This is a genomic window from Roseomonas sp. F4 (assembly GCF_053891155.1).
Map to the genome: position 1 here is coordinate 148,960 of NZ_JBSSHK010000005.1, position 13,938 is coordinate 162,897.

At 69.5% G+C, this 13,938-nt stretch carries 14 protein-coding genes; 3 read left to right on the top strand and 11 right to left on the bottom strand.

Annotated features, from left to right (window positions below; genetic code table 11):
• The first annotated feature begins 35 nt into the window (after positions 1-35).
• Positions 36-959: a peptidoglycan-binding domain-containing protein gene (locus ACVFYP_RS20450; RefSeq protein ID WP_499202069.1), complete on the top strand. Its 924-nt coding sequence runs from the start codon at positions 36-38 to the stop codon at positions 957-959.
• Positions 960-999: 40 nt separating this feature from the next.
• Here the strand turns inward: ACVFYP_RS20450 and ACVFYP_RS20455 are convergent, their stop codons facing one another.
• The 8 genes from ACVFYP_RS20455 to ACVFYP_RS20490 all read right to left on the bottom strand — a co-directional run bounded on the left by ACVFYP_RS20455 (position 1,000) and on the right by ACVFYP_RS20490 (position 9,340).
• Positions 1,000-2,331, bottom strand: coding sequence for a TRAP transporter large permease (locus tag ACVFYP_RS20455; RefSeq protein WP_499202070.1), 1,332 nt, complete (start codon positions 2,329-2,331; stop codon positions 1,000-1,002).
• 2 nt (positions 2,332-2,333) lie between these two features.
• Complete coding sequence (locus ACVFYP_RS20460; protein ID WP_499202071.1) at positions 2,334-2,873, bottom strand: TRAP transporter small permease; 540 nt, start codon at positions 2,871-2,873, stop codon at positions 2,334-2,336.
• Position 2,874: 1 nt separating this feature from the next.
• A complete protein-coding gene (locus ACVFYP_RS20465; protein ID WP_499202072.1) occupies positions 2,875-3,861 on the bottom strand; it encodes a TRAP transporter substrate-binding protein in 987 nt (328 codons plus the stop codon).
• Between the two features lie 139 nt (positions 3,862-4,000).
• Complete coding sequence (locus ACVFYP_RS20470) at positions 4,001-4,984, bottom strand: TRAP transporter substrate-binding protein (RefSeq protein ID WP_499202073.1); 984 nt, start codon at positions 4,982-4,984, stop codon at positions 4,001-4,003.
• Between the two features lie 78 nt (positions 4,985-5,062).
• Positions 5,063-5,329: a hypothetical protein gene (locus tag ACVFYP_RS20475; RefSeq protein ID WP_499202074.1), complete on the bottom strand. Its 267-nt coding sequence runs from the start codon at positions 5,327-5,329 to the stop codon at positions 5,063-5,065.
• Between the two features lie 81 nt (positions 5,330-5,410).
• Positions 5,411-6,988: an ABC transporter substrate-binding protein gene (locus tag ACVFYP_RS20480; RefSeq protein ID WP_499202075.1), complete on the bottom strand. Its 1,578-nt coding sequence runs from the start codon at positions 6,986-6,988 to the stop codon at positions 5,411-5,413.
• A 4-nt stretch (positions 6,989-6,992) separates the two neighbouring features.
• The gene (locus ACVFYP_RS20485; RefSeq protein WP_499202076.1) at positions 6,993-7,430 is read right to left on the bottom strand and encodes a CBS domain-containing protein; all 438 of its coding nucleotides are present in this window, start codon (positions 7,428-7,430) and stop codon (positions 6,993-6,995) included.
• Positions 7,431-7,573: 143 nt separating this feature from the next.
• A complete protein-coding gene (locus ACVFYP_RS20490) occupies positions 7,574-9,340 on the bottom strand; it encodes a glucan ABC transporter ATP-binding protein/ permease (RefSeq protein ID WP_499202077.1) in 1,767 nt (588 codons plus the stop codon).
• Between the two features lie 173 nt (positions 9,341-9,513).
• Between ACVFYP_RS20490 and ACVFYP_RS20495 the strand changes: the two genes are divergently transcribed.
• Both ACVFYP_RS20495 and ACVFYP_RS20500 read left to right on the top strand, forming a co-directional pair.
• Positions 9,514-10,515: a Bug family tripartite tricarboxylate transporter substrate binding protein gene (locus ACVFYP_RS20495; protein WP_499202078.1), complete on the top strand. Its 1,002-nt coding sequence runs from the start codon at positions 9,514-9,516 to the stop codon at positions 10,513-10,515.
• Positions 10,516-10,589: 74 nt separating this feature from the next.
• On the top strand, positions 10,590-11,564 hold the full coding sequence (locus tag ACVFYP_RS20500; protein ID WP_499202079.1) for a Bug family tripartite tricarboxylate transporter substrate binding protein: 975 nt from the start codon (positions 10,590-10,592) through the stop codon (positions 11,562-11,564).
• Here ACVFYP_RS20500 and ACVFYP_RS20505 read toward each other — a convergent pair.
• The 3 genes from ACVFYP_RS20505 to ACVFYP_RS20515 are packed head-to-tail and all read right to left on the bottom strand — an operon-like array spanning position 11,561 to position 13,859.
• Entirely contained in the window at positions 11,561-13,021 is a 1,461-nt protein-coding gene (locus tag ACVFYP_RS20505; protein ID WP_499202080.1) for a M81 family metallopeptidase, read from the bottom strand. The two genes, ACVFYP_RS20500 and ACVFYP_RS20505, sit on opposite strands and share 4 nt — an antisense overlap.
• Positions 13,022-13,063: 42 nt before the next feature.
• Positions 13,064-13,534, bottom strand: a complete 471-nt coding sequence (locus ACVFYP_RS20510) for an SRPBCC family protein (protein ID WP_499202081.1) — start codon at positions 13,532-13,534, stop codon at positions 13,064-13,066.
• Entirely contained in the window at positions 13,527-13,859 is a 333-nt protein-coding gene (locus ACVFYP_RS20515; protein ID WP_499202541.1) for an ArsR/SmtB family transcription factor, read from the bottom strand. Before ACVFYP_RS20515 ends, ACVFYP_RS20510 begins: the two co-directional genes overlap by 8 nt.
• Positions 13,860-13,938 lie beyond the last annotated feature (79 nt).

The window sequence follows — 13,938 nt, forward strand, 5'->3', positions numbered from 1 at the left end:
CAAGGGCAAAGCGGCATAACGGAAGGAGCGACGGGATGAACAACAAGGCACGTTTGCTGGGCGCGGCAGCGCTCGGCCTGATGGTCGCGGCCTGCGGCACCGACCCGCAGGAGCGGGTGTCCGGTGGCGCCGCGGCAGGTGCGGCGACGGGTGCTGGCGTTGGCGCGCTCGGCGGGCCGGTGGGCGCTCTGGCGGGTGCCGCGATCGGTGGTGGGGCCGGCGCCGTGACCGGTGCGACGACCTCCCCGCGTGACGTCAATCTGGGCCGCCCGATCTGGAATGACCCGGAAACCCGCGTTCCCGGCGCGAACAACACGACCCGCAGCGCAGGCGCATCGACCACCCGACAGGCGCAGCGCGCTCTGACCGCGCGTGGCTTCAATGCCGGCGGCGCGGATGGCGTGATGGGTCCCCGGACCAGCCAGGCGACGTCCGACTTCCAGCGCGCCAACAACCTGGAAGTGACCGGTCGCCTCGATGGCGCCACCCTGGCGGCGCTGAACGTTGGCTCGGGTCGCACCGGGATGCGCGGCGCGGCGCGGGCCAATCCGAACGCGGCCTATCAGGGCGGCGGCGCGTTGATGGCGCAGCCGGCCAATCAGGCGCGCATGGGCACCAACCCCGATCGCAGCGGCACGGCGACGGATGCCGATCCGGGCACCGGCGGCACGGGTGGTTCGGGCGGCAGCAATCGCGGCGCGACCAGCCCGAATTACGGCGGCACCGGCACCACCAACCCGATGGAGCGTAGCGGCACGGCGACCGGCGCTGATCCGGGCACGGGCGGCACCGGTGGTTCCGGCGGCGGCGCGATGACCCGGCCGACCGGCCCCGGCGTGATGAGCCAGCCCGGCCCGGCCGGCGGCCCGCTGGAGCGCAGCGGGACAGCGACCGATGCCGATCCGGGCACCGGCGGCACGGGTGGTTCGGGTGGCGGTGCCACCGGCCTGCCGCGCTAAACCATCAGGGCCGGGGGAAACCCCGGCCCTTTTTTGTCGCTCAGCCGCCCATCATCGTATTGGGCAGCCAGGTCACGATTCCCGGGAACAGCGTGACTATGGCAACTGCGACGACCAGCAACAGGAAGAAGGGGAACGTGTGGCCAGCCACCGTCATCAGCCCCTTTCCTGAGAGCCCCTGCAATACGAACAGGTTGAAGCCCACGGGCGGGGTGATCTGCGCCATCTCCACCACCAGCACGATGAAGATGCCGAACCAGATCAGGTCGAACCCAGTCTGCGCGATGATCGGCAGCACGACGGAGGCGGTCAGCACGATCATGCTGATGCCGTCGATGAAGCAGCCCAGCACCAGGTAGATCAGCGTCAGCACGGCGATGATCATGAAGGGGCTGAAGCCCTGGCTGCCGACCCAGGTCGCCATCGCCGCCGGAATGCCGGAATAGGCCATCGCCTTGGTCAGGAAGGCCGCCCCCGCCAGGATCAGGTTGATCATGCAGGAGAGCTTCACCGCGCCCATCAGGCTGGCGGCGAAGGACTTCCCGTTCAGCGTGCCGCCCCAGGCAGAGAGCGCCAGCGCGCCAGCCACACCGAAGGCCGCGGCTTCCGTCGCCGTGGCCCAGCCAAAATAGATGCTGCCCATGACGAAGGCGATCAGCAGCATCACCGGGAACAACTGGCCACTCGCGCGCAGCTTCTCCCGCAGCGGCATCGGCGGATCGGCCGGCGGCACCAGCTTCGGGTTCAGCAGCGACCAGACGGCGATATAGCCACTGAACAGCAGGATCAGCAGCAGGCCCGGACCAAGGCCGGCCATGAACAACCGGACGATCGAAACCTCCGCCGCCACGCCATAGACGATCATGACGATGGAGGGCGGGATCAGCAGCCCGAGCGTGCCCGCCCCGGCGAGAGAGCCGATCGCCATCGGTTCGTGATAGCCACGCTGCTTCAAGGCGGGCAGCGACATCTTGCCGATGGTCGCGGCGGTGGCGGCGGAGCTGCCGGAGACGGCGGCGAAGATGCCGCAGCCGATCACATTCACATGCATCAGCCGCCCCGGCAGCCACTGCACCCAGGGGGCGAGGCCGCGGAACATGTCATCGGACAGCTTCGTCCGGAACAGGATCTCGCCCATCCAGATGAACAAGGGCAGGGCCGCGAGCGTCCAGCTCGCCAGCGATCCCCAGACCGCGCTGCCCAGCACCTTATCCGCGGGGAAGCTGGCCATGCCGGACATCAGCATCGGCATCACCACGACGCCGACCAGCCCCGTCGCCAGCAGCCCCAACCCGATCCAGACACCAAGGCCGAGGATCAGGAACAGCACGCCAAGCAGCAGCAGGCCGGCCTCGGTCTGTGCGAGGTCCATGCTCAGATCTCCCCCATGGCGCGTTCGACCGCGGATTCCTCGGCGACCTTGCGGTAGGAGGGCGTGCCGCCGGACAGATGCACGACCAGGTCGTCCAGCAGCGCGATGCCGAACAGGGCGCAGCCGATCGCACAGGCGGCCTGCGGCACCCAGAGCAGCCAGGGCACCGTTCCCTGCGCCACATCCTCGAACTGCCAGGAGTCATAGGCCAGGTCGCCGACCGACCAGGCGAGGAAGATCGCCAGCCCCGCCGCCAGCACCAGGGCCAGCGTTTCCATCGCGAAGCGCGCCGCGCCCTTCACATGGCCGATGATGAGGTCGACGCGGATATGCGCGCCGGACCGAAAGGCATAGGCCAGCGGCAGAAGCGCCGAGCCCGCGACCGCGAAGGCGGTCAGGTCGTCGGCGCCATCCAGCGAAAGGCCGAACTGGCGGCCGATCACCTGTGCCGCGATGATGCCGCCAATGGCGGCCAGCGCGACGCCACCGGCGATGCCGCCGGCGAGATACAGCAGGTCGAGCCCGCGCCGCAGCGCGCCCATCTCAGCCCGCGGCCCGCAGCGCGGCGATGACGCGGCGGCCATCTTCCCCGGCGCGGCCCGCCCATTCATCGGCCATGGTGGCGCCGGTGCGGGCCATGCCCTCCATCAAGGCGGGGGAGGCCGTGGTGACATTCATGCCGCGGCTGGCGAGCGTTGCCTGCGCCGAATCGCGCGCCGCCTCGCTCATCGCCCAGCCGCGCGTCTCGGCTTCCGCCGCCGCGCTGCGGATGGTGGCCTGCACCTCGGGGGGCAGCGCCTCCAGCGCCCGGCGGTTCACGAAGACCGCGTTCTTGGTCCAGGTGAAGCCGATCGGCGTGAAGAAGCGCGCATAATCCCAGGCGGCGCTGTCGACGCCCGTGGCGGCGGAGGTGACCATGGAATTGACGACGCCCGTCGCGAAGGCCTGCGGAATTTCGGCCGCCTGCACCAGGGTCGGCGTGGCGCCGATCAGCGTGGCGAAGCGGTTGGTCATGACATTGAAGGTGCGCATCTTGGTGCCGCGCAGCGCTTCCAGGGAATCGACCGGGAAGTTGGTGTAGAAGCCGGAGGGCGGCCAGGGCACGGTGAACAGCAGCGACATCCCCTGCCGCGCCAGCCGCGCCTCCACCATCGGGCGGGACAGGTCGGCGAGCTTCTTCGCCTCCGCATAGCTTGTGACGAGCTGGGGGATGCTGTCGACCTCCAGCAGCGGATCCTCATTGCCATAGGCGGAGATCAGGATTTCGCCGAGCTGCACCTGGCTGGTCTGCACGCCGCGCTTGATCTGCGGCAGCGGCAGCAGCGCGCCATTGCTGTGAAGCTGGATCGACAGCTTGCCGCCGGAGCCGGATTCCACCGCCGCGATGAAGTCGCGGATATTGCGGGTGTGGAAATTGCCGTCCGGATAGGGCGTGGCGAACTGCCAGCGGGTCGCCTGGGCCTGCGCGATGCGGGGCAGCGCGGGCGCGGCAAGGCTGGCCGCGAGGATGGCGCGGCGAGAAAGGATCATGTTGGAAGCCCCCGAATGGCAGTGCGTTATGCTGCGATCATCGGGGCCAAACGGCGCCGCGCGCAAGGCCCTGTTGCAACGCAGCGAAAGTTTGCGTGACCCCGACCCTCTCCCCCGTTGGGGGAGAGGGCTTTCGGGTTCAGGCCTTGTAGTCGGCGATCAGCTTGGCGCCGTCGGCGCCGGCGCGCGCCACCCATTCATCCGTCATGGTGCCGCTGATGCGGCGCAGGCCGGCGAGGAACTCCTCAGTCGGCGGCACGATCTGCATGCCGCGCTGGCCGAGCGTGGCTTCCGTGCCGCGCTGGGCCTCCGCGCTGAGTTCGTAGCCACGGGTCTCGGCCGCCGCCGCCGCCGCGCGCACCGCCGCCTGATCCGCCGCCGACAACGCATCGAGCGCGCGGCGGGAGACGATGACGGCGTTCTTGGTCATGGAGAAGCCGAGCGGCGTGAAGACCTTCGCATAGTCCCAGGCGGCGGTGTCGACGCCCGTGGCGGCGGAGGTGATCTGCGCCTGCACCACGCCGGTGGCGAAGGCCTGCGCCAGTTCCGCCGACTGCACCAGCGTCGGCTGCGCGCCGACCAAAGCGGCGAATCGGTTGGTCGCCGGGCTGAAGGTGCGGAAGCGCAGGCCGCGCAGCCCCTCGATCGTCGGGATCGGGTTCTGCGCATAGAGACCGGCCGGCGGCCAGGGCACCATGTACAGCAGGCTGAGGCCCTGCCGCGCGAGGCGCGTCTCGATATAGGGCTTCTGCAGATCGGCCAGCTTCTTCGCCTGGGCGAAGTTGGTGACGAGCTGCGGAATCGCGTCGGCGTCGAAGAAGACGTCCTCGTTGGAATAGGCGGTGAGCAGGATCTCGCCGACCTGCACCTGGCTGGTCTGCACGCCGCGCTTGATCTGCGGCATCGGCAGCAGCGCGCCATTGCTGTGCAACTGGATGGACAGGCGGCCACTGGTCGCGGCCTCCAGCTCCGTCAGCATCTGGCGGATATTGCGGGTGTGGAAATTGCCGTCGGCATAGGGCGTGGCCATCTGCCAGCGGGTCTGCGCCTGGGCGCCGCGCGACAGAGCGGGCGCAGCCAGGGCGGCTCCGGCGGCGGCGAGAAGGTGGCGGCGTAAGGTCATGATGAAGCTGTCCCCCGGATGTTGATCTCCGTGGGCTGAAGCATCGCCCCCAACCGACCGCCCCGGCAAGTCCCCGCGTTACAGCGGGTAATCGCGCACGGGGTCCACGCCGGCGGTGACCAGGAACTTGCGCAGCGCCACCACCTCCTCCTTCGCCAGGCTGTGGCGGGTTTCGTGGAAGCCGTGGGTATGGCCGTTGAGGCTGACCTTCATCTGGCCATGCCCCCCGGCGCTGACCTCCGCCCCGAGGGCCTCGAACACCGCGGCAACGTCGCGAGGGTCGATGTTGGAACTGACGGGATGGGCAAAGAGGGCATGCAGGACCTTGCGGTGCGGATGGTTCATGCCGGGACTCCTGGCGTTATTTTCCCCGCATCCTCCCGCCTGCCGCGCCGCAGGTCGTTGATATGTATCAACGAGCCGCCGTCAGGGCGCCGGCCGCGTGCCCATGGCGACGGTACGCTCATCCATCCGCGGCTCATGCACCAGCCCGCGCCGCGTGGCCCAGGAGTTGCTGATGTTGAACAGCGGGATCATGGCGACATCATCGGTCGCCAGCTTGATCGCCTGGCGCAGCACCGCCGCGCGATCCTCCAGCCGCAGCATCGTCGCGGCGCGGTCGGTCAGCGCGTCGAGCTCCGGATTCGAATAGCGGGAGGCATTGGCGGCGCCACGCTGCGCCGCGCGGTCGAAGGTGCCGATGACGCTGATCAGCACGCTGCCCGCCTCCCCGGTGCTGCTGCCCCAGCCGGCAAGGCGGATGGGGAATTCCTGCCGCGCGGAGCGGGCGGAATAACTGGTCCAGGGCACCGCCTCCACCGCCGTGCGCAGGCCGATGCGGCTCCACATCTGCGCCACGGCCTGGGCGGTGCGGGCGTCGTTGGGGTAGCGGTCATTCGGCGTGAACAGCGTCATCCGGAAGCCGTTCGGATAGCCCGCCTCCGCCAGCAGGCGGCGCGCCGCGTCGACATCATAGGCCGGCACGGGCACGTCCGGCGCATGGGTGGTGGTGCCGGCCGGCATCCACTGGCCGGCGGGGGCGGCCGCGCCCTCCATCACCCGCTCCACCAGAGCCTCCCGATTGACCGAGATGTTCAGCGCGCGGCGCACACGGACATCATCGAAGGGATTCGTCTCCAGCGGCCGGCCGTCATTGTCGGTCACGAAGGGCAGGTTGCCGCGGCGGGACCGGTCCGGCGCGATGAAGATCAGCCGCAGCCCCTGCACCTCAGCGACGGAGACGCGATTGTCGCGGCGCAGCCGCACCAGATCGGTGGAGGGCACCTGGTCGATCAGATCGACATCGCCGGCCAGCAGCGCGGAGACGCGCGCCGTGTCATTGGCGACGACGCGATAGGTCACACGTTCCCAAGGCTGGCGCGGGCCGTGCCAGGAATCGTTGCGCGCGAGCTCGAAGCGGTCGCCAGGGATGGCGCTGGTGATGCGATAGGGACCGGTGCCCACGGCGGCGCGGAGCGCGTTGAAATCCTCCGTCCCACGTCCCTCCGCCGCATGTTTCGCGACGATGGCGATGGAGCCGAGTTCCACCGGCAGCAGCGGATGCGGCGCGGCGGTGTGGAAGCGGATGGTGCGGGCATCGACGATTTCCGTGCGCTGGATGGCGCGCACGAAGGGACTGAAGCTCGCCGGGCTGTTCGGCACCAGCGGCGGCCGCGCGACGGAAAAGGCGACATCTTCCGCCGTGAAGGGCCGGCCGTCATGCCAGGTCACGCCCTGGCGCAGCTTGAATTCCCAGATCGTCGGCTCCACCGCCTCCCAGGATTCGGCGAGACCGGGATAGGGCGTCACTTCCGCATCGCGTTCGACCAGGCGGTCGAAGATGTGCATGGACAGCGCGAAGTTGGGCGCCGCGTTGTAGAAATGCGGATCCACCGAAGTGGGCGGCGCGCCGGTCGCGACCGTCAGGTTCTGGGCGAAGGCCCCTGTGCAGACAGCGCCAGAGGCAGAAATCGCCAGAACCGTGGCCAGGATCGCACGCCGCATCATTTCACCCCGCGCTTTCGACGTAATGCCGCAACTCTTCAACCTCATGCACCGCATCCTCGATCCGCGCCTTCACCAGGTCGCCGATCGAGACCATGCCGGCGAGGCTGCCATCCTCCTCCAGCACCGGCAAGTGACGAACGCGCCGATCGGTCATCAGGCCGAGCGCTTCCGGAATGCGGGTGCGTGGCGTCACGGTGTGCAAAGCGCGGGTCATCAGCTGCGCCGCCGGCATGGTGACGGCCTCCGCCCCATGCGCGCCGAGGGCGCGGACGATGTCGCGTTCGCTGACGATGCCGAGCACGTCGCCACCCGGATCGCGCACCAGCACGGCACCGATGCGGTTCTGCGCCAGCACCTGGGCGACATGGCCGGCCTGGTCCTGCGCGGCGACGGAGATCACATCCGCGCCCTTGCGGCTCAGGATGATGGCGATGGTCATGGTTGTTGTCCTCCCGTTTCGGCAGGACCGCCCCCGCGGGGCGACCCACCGCTGGGGGGATGGTGACAGGCCGGCGGGTCGGAGTTCAAGCATGGCGTGCACAACGTCCGGCGACACAGCCGGACGTTGTGCATCGCAGCAGATCAGGCGGGGGCGACCTCCGTCCCGGTCAACTGCGTCCTGACCAGATCCGCGAAGCGCCCGCCCTGTGCCACCAGCTCGGCAAAACCACCGCGCTCCATCACCTGGCCCTGCTCGAACACCAGGATCTCATCCGCATCGCGCACCGTGGACAGGCGATGCGCGATGACGAAGGTGGTGCGGCCCGCCATCAGGGCGCGCAACGCGCGCTGCACGCGCGCTTCGGTCGCCGCGTCCAGCGCGCTGGTCGCCTCATCCAGGATCAGCACGGGCGGGTCCTTCAACAGGGCGCGGGCGATCGCCAGGCGCTGGCGCTGGCCGCCGGACAGCATGCTGCCGCGTTCGCCCACCAGCGTGTCGTAGCCCTGCGGCTTGGCCATGATGAAGTCATGTGCCTCCGCCATCCGGCAGCAGCGCTCCAGATCCTCCTGCGTCGCATCGGGGCGGCCGATCAGCAGGTTGGCGCGGATGGTGCGGTTGAACAGCAGGCTTTCCTGGAACACCACCCCGATATTGCGCCGCAGGCTGTCCAGCGTCAGGTCGCGCAGATCATCCCCATCCAGCGTGATGCGTCCCTCCACCGGGTCCCAGAGCCGTTGCAGCAGGGCCATGGCGGTGGATTTGCCGGCGCCGGTCTGGCCGACCAGGGCGATGGTGCGGCCCGGCGGCGCATCCATCTCCACATCCTTCAGGATGGCCGGGCCACCGGGATAGGCGAAGGTGACATTCTCGAAGCGCACCGCGCCCGTGGCGCGCCCGATCACCTTCGCATCCGGCTTTTCCGGCACCGAGGTGCGCGCATCCAGCACCGCGAAGAATTCCACCAGCGAGGGCATCTGGAACACCAGGCGGGAGACGAAGCCCACCGCCCCTTCCAGCCGGCCGATCAGCAGCGTCGCGAAACCCATGAAGGAGACGATGTCCCCCACACTCGCCATGCCCTGCACATGCAGCGTGGTGCCGAGGATGAAGATGGCGATGACGGTGATGGTGGCGGAGGCATTGGTCAGCACCGACACCACGGCCCACCAGGTCAGCACCGGGAATTGCCGGTCCAGCACCTGGCGGATGATGTCGCCGAACTGCCGCGCCTCCGATTCCAGGCGGGAGAAGGACTGCACCACCACGACGTTGGACAGCGCATCCTGCGCATTGCCGGCGAGGCGCGTGTGCAGCGTTTCCACCTGGCCCTGCGCCGCCTCCGTCTTGCGGATCACCCAGGCGGAGACCAGCGCGAAGACGATGACCAGCACGATCAGCAGAAGGCCAAGCCGCCAGTTCATCATCAGCGTCAGCGGCAGCAGCACGACCGCGGCGATGAAGGTGGTCAGGTGCTCGCGGAAGAAGGACAGCCACAGGCCGAACAGATTGTCGGCGCCGACCAGCATCACCTTCATCAGCCGGCCCGACTGCGTGTCGCCATGAAAGGACAGCGGCAGCGACAGCACATGCTCGAAATAGCGCGCCATCAGGCTCAGCCGGTTGCGATGCGCCATGCGGTCGGAAAGCAGCGCCACGGCGACATTGGCGCCAATGGCCGAAAGCCCGACGGCGGCCCAGAGCACCAGCAGCGACAGCGCCTCCCGCCACAAGGCGGAGGTTTCCATGCGGTCGGAGCGCGACAGCAGGTCGATCACCCGGCCGAACAGAACCGGTTCCAGAAACTGCAGCCCGGCCAGGGCCAGCGCGGCAAAGCCGAGCCCATAGGCAATCCATCGGTCTGGCCCGAGGAGTTGCAGCACCCGCAGATACAACCCCATGAAACGCATGCGACCAGCCCTTTCCGCGCCTGCTTCCGCCCCCCTGATGGAGTCGGGCGGACAGGCACCGGCTAAGTCGCCAATATCCGATGCCCTTGCAAGTTGTCGTCCGCGCACGGCAAGGTCAGTTTGGTTTCGTAAGGTGGGCCAGAGCCCCGCCGACAGCCAACGGAGGAGTTTCCATGACTGCCACCCGCCGCGCCCTGCTCGGTGCCGCACTCGCCACGCCTGCCCTGCTGCGGTCGGGCCTGGCCCAGGCCCAGAGCTGGTCGCCCAGCCGCCCGATGCGTATCGTTGTCGGATTTCCGCCAGCCGGCACCACGGATATCGCGGCCCGCCTGCTGTCCGAGCCGCTCGGGCGCCGCCTCGGAACCCAGGTGGTGGTGGAAAACCGCCCCGGCGCCGGCGGCAATATCGGCAATGACGTCGTCGCCAAGGCGGAGGCGGATGGGCATACGCTGCTGATGCAGACCATCAGCGGCGGCGCGATCAATTATGCGCTGTATGGCGCCCGTATGCCGGTGAAGCCCGAGGATCTGGCCGCGGTCGGGCTGATGCTGCGGGTGCCCAATGCGATTTTCGTCAGCAATGACGTCCCCGCCCGCACGCTGGGGGAGCTGGTGGCGCTGGCCAAGGCGCGGCCGGGCGTGTTGAACCACGGCTCCTCCGGCGCCGGCACCTCGCTGCACATGACGGGCGAATTGCTGAAGCTGGAGGCCGGGATCGACATGACCCATGTGCCCTTCCGCGGCGCCGGGCCGATGTTGCAGGAAATCATCGCCGGCCGGGTGGAGGTGGGCGTGGACAACCTGCCCTCCGTCATCGGCCATCTGCGCGACGGCCGCCTGCGGCCGCTGGCCGTGACCACCAAGGAAAGGTCGCCCGCGATGCCGGAGGTGCCGACCACGGCGGAGGCCGGGTTCCCCGGCGTGGAGGCGACCGCCTGGTTCGGCGTGCAGGCGCCGGCGCGCACCCCCGCGCCCGTGCTGAAGCGCATTTCGGACGAGTTGAACCTCATCATCCGCGATCCCGACATGCAGCGCCGCCTGGCGGATCTCGGCGGCATGCCGCCCAACCTGACACCGGATGGCGGCACCAGCCCGGAGACCTTCGACGCCTTCGTGAAGGCCGAGATCACCAAATGGGCCGAGGTGGTGCGGCGTTCGGGCGCGCGGGTGGAATAGACAAAGCGGGGCGGCCTTGCGCCGCCCCTCCATGGCCCCATGATAGTCGCATATCGACAAGGAAACGTGCCGCAATGACCCTGACCCGCCGCGCCGCGCTTGGCGCCGCCCTGGCCTTGCCTGCTTTGCGTTCCGGCCAGGCGCAGACGCCCTGGGCGCCCTCCCGCCCCGTGCGGCTGGTGGTGCCCTTCCAGGGCGGCGGCGCCACGGACCTGACGGCACGACTGCTGGCGGAACGGCTGACGCCGATGCTCGGCCAGCCGGTGGTCGTGGACAACAGGCCCGGCGCCGGCGGCAATCTCGGCGCCGACCTGGTCGCCAAGGCGGAGCCGGATGGCCACACGTTGCTGATGTGCACGATCGGCACCGCCAGCATCAACCAGTTCCTCTACAGCCGCATGCCCTACCGGCAGGAGGAACTGGCGGCGGTCGCGCTGGCCAATCTGGTGGCGAACGGGATCATGGTGCATGCCTCCGTCCCGGTCTCGACCTTCGCGGAATTCGTGGCCTATGCGAAGGCCAATCCCGGCAAGCTGAATTACGGCACGCCGGGCAACGGCACGTCCGGCCATCTCTGCGGCGAATATCTGAAGGTGCGCGGCGGGTTCGAGATGTCGCATGTGCCCTATCGCGGCACCGGCGGCGTGGTGCCGGACCTGATCGCCGGCAATATCCAGGTCGCGGTGGACAACCTGCCCGCCTATCTCCAGCATGCGCGCGAAGGCCGCATGAAGATCCTGGCCGTGACGAGCAAGGACCGCTGGTTCGCGGTGCCGGAGGTGCCGACGGTGCAGCAGGGCGGCATCGCGGATTTCGAGGCGGTGGCCTGGTTCGGCGTGCAGGCTCCGGCGCGCATGCCCGCCGCGATCCAGACCCGCTATGCCAACGCCATCGCCGAAATCTCCCGCAACCCGGAGGTGATCGAGCGTCAGCGCGGCTTCGGCGCCGAGCCGCATCCGCTGGGCCCGGCCGAATTCGCCGCCTTCATCGCCGCCGAGAACACCAAGTGGCAGGAGGTGGTCCGGCTGGCCGGCGCGCGGCTGGATTAGACCGGGCGCAGCCAGTCCGGCGGCACGTGCCGGAAGGGCAGCGCCGCCAGGTCCAGCGCCGCCGGGCCGGGCACGTCGCATTCCACGATGGCGGCGCAGCGCCCAACGAAGGCCGCCCGGAAGTGGTTCTTGGCCTTGTTGGCCAGCAGCCGCGTCGCGCCGAGGTCGATGCCGTGCAGGGCGAAGAAGGCGGGGTCCACCGCCGCCTCCTTCCGGCTGGTCAGGATCACGCGCAGCGCCTCGCCGATGCGCAGCACAGCGGTGGCGCCGAGATCGACGGGCGCGCCGCGTTCCATCGGACCCTCATTGGTGAAGCGGCCTTCCGTCAGACGCTCCACCACGGCCTCCACCGCCACCGGCGGGCCGAAATCCGCAGTGGTATGGCCGCCGAGCTCGAAGCGCCCCTGCCCGCCTACCCCCAGCGCCGCCGCCGCGGCAACGCCCGCGGGATCGTGCAGGAAGGCGAAGACGGTTGGGACGCCAGGCGCGGCCTCGACCAGGGCGCGCAGCAGGCCGGGGGTGTCGGCGGTGCCGCCCGACAGCGGATTGTCGGCGGGGTCCAGCAGCGCCACCAGCCCGGGCGGCGCGGCCAGCGCGCTGGCCAGCGCGGCCTGGGGCGTTGGCAGGGTCACGGCGAAACGCGGCAGCCGAGTCTCGATGGCGCTCAGCACCGCTTGCGCCGCGCGTTGCGCTGACAAGGGATCGGTCGCCCAGGCCATGCCGCTGGGGCCGGCATAGGGCGTGTCGCCCCAGGAAAAGCCGCCGAAGGGCGCGGCTTCCAGCACCACCCCGTCCTCAAGCGCCGCCGCTTCCGCCCAGACCTCCGCCATCGGCCCCTCGGCGGAGCGCATGTGGAAGGAGTGCAGCACGCGCGGCAGCTTCGCGAAGGCGCCATACAGCCGCTGGCCCGACAGCCGGCGCTCCAGCAGAGCCAGCGCCCGCAGCGCCGTCGCATCCATGTCGAGATGCGGATAGGTGCGATAGACGCTGGCGCCATCCAGCAGCGTCGCCAACTCCGGTGCCATATTGCCGTGGAAGTCGAAACTGGCGACCAGCGGCGTCGCGCCGACCAAGGCGCGGATGCGCCGGACGATGGCGAGGTCCGCCGCCGGCACCCCTTCCGCCACGCAGGCGCCGTGCAGGGAAAGATAGACCCCGTCCCAAGGCCCGCCGACGCGCAACCCCTGCTCCACCTCCGCCAGCCAGCCCTCGAAGGCGTCCGCGGTCAGCGGGCCGCCGGGCTGGGCGGAGGTGCAGCGCAGGATGGTGGCGCGCCAATCCGGCCGCGCGGCCAGGAAGGTCGCCAGACCACCCAGCTCCGTCGCCGTGCCGGCATAGGCGGTGAGTGCTGCGGGTCCCTCCACCCATTCGCGCGAGCGCAGGGCGTCGAGTCCGGTGGCGGTGGGGGAGAAGGAATTTCCTTCGAACCAGAGACGGGCAACGGCGATATGGGGCATCCGCCGAGTGTAACCGCCGCCGCCGTCGGGCTGAAGCCGGGCTCAGCTCTCCATCTTGCGCGCCATCTCCACCAGCTGGTCCAGCGCCGTGCCCCAGCCCTGGTGGAAGCCCATGGCGGCGTGGCGGTCACGGTCCTCCGGCGTGCGGTGCATCGCGGTCGCGGTGTAGCGGGTGCCGCCCTCGACGGGCTCCAATGCGATGATGGCGGTGAAGAAGGGTTCGGGCGCCGGGCGGAAGCCGGGCAGAAGGGCATCGGTGAAGACCAGGCGGCGCTCCTCCACCACCTCCAGCCAGCAGCCGGGGCTGTCCATCCGCTCGCCATTCGGGCCTTCCATCACGGTGCGGAAGATGCCGCCGGGGCGCAGGTCGATCTCCGCCGCCGTGGTGCGCCAGGGGGCCGGGGTGAACCACTTCACCAGATGCTCCGGCCGGGTCCAGGCCAGCCAGACCAGGCGGGGCGGCACCGGCACGATGCGGGTCAGCACCAGGTCGAGCGAAGTCTCTTCAGCCATTCTCTTGCTCCTTCAGGGTCAGGACATAGGCGTCCAACTGGTCCAGCCGGGCTTCCCAGACGGCGCGCTGGCGGCCGAGCCAGGCCTCCGCCTGCCGCACCACCTCGGGGCGCAGGTGGCAGATGCGCTGCCGGCCCCGCTTTTCCGTGGCGATCAGCCCGCCGCGCTCCAGCACGCGGAGATGCTGCAACAGGGTGGGCATCGCCATGCGGATCGGCGTTTCGAGCTGACCGACAGCGGCCGGTCCCTGGGCCAGCCGCGCCAGGATGGCGCGGCGGCTGGGGTCGGCGAGGGCGTGGAAGGCGTGATCCAGTTGGTTAGTCATATGACTCACTATAGCCATCCCATCGATCCGCACAAGTTCACTTAATTGATAGGTTATGTTTTTCGCTGGCTTGCGATAC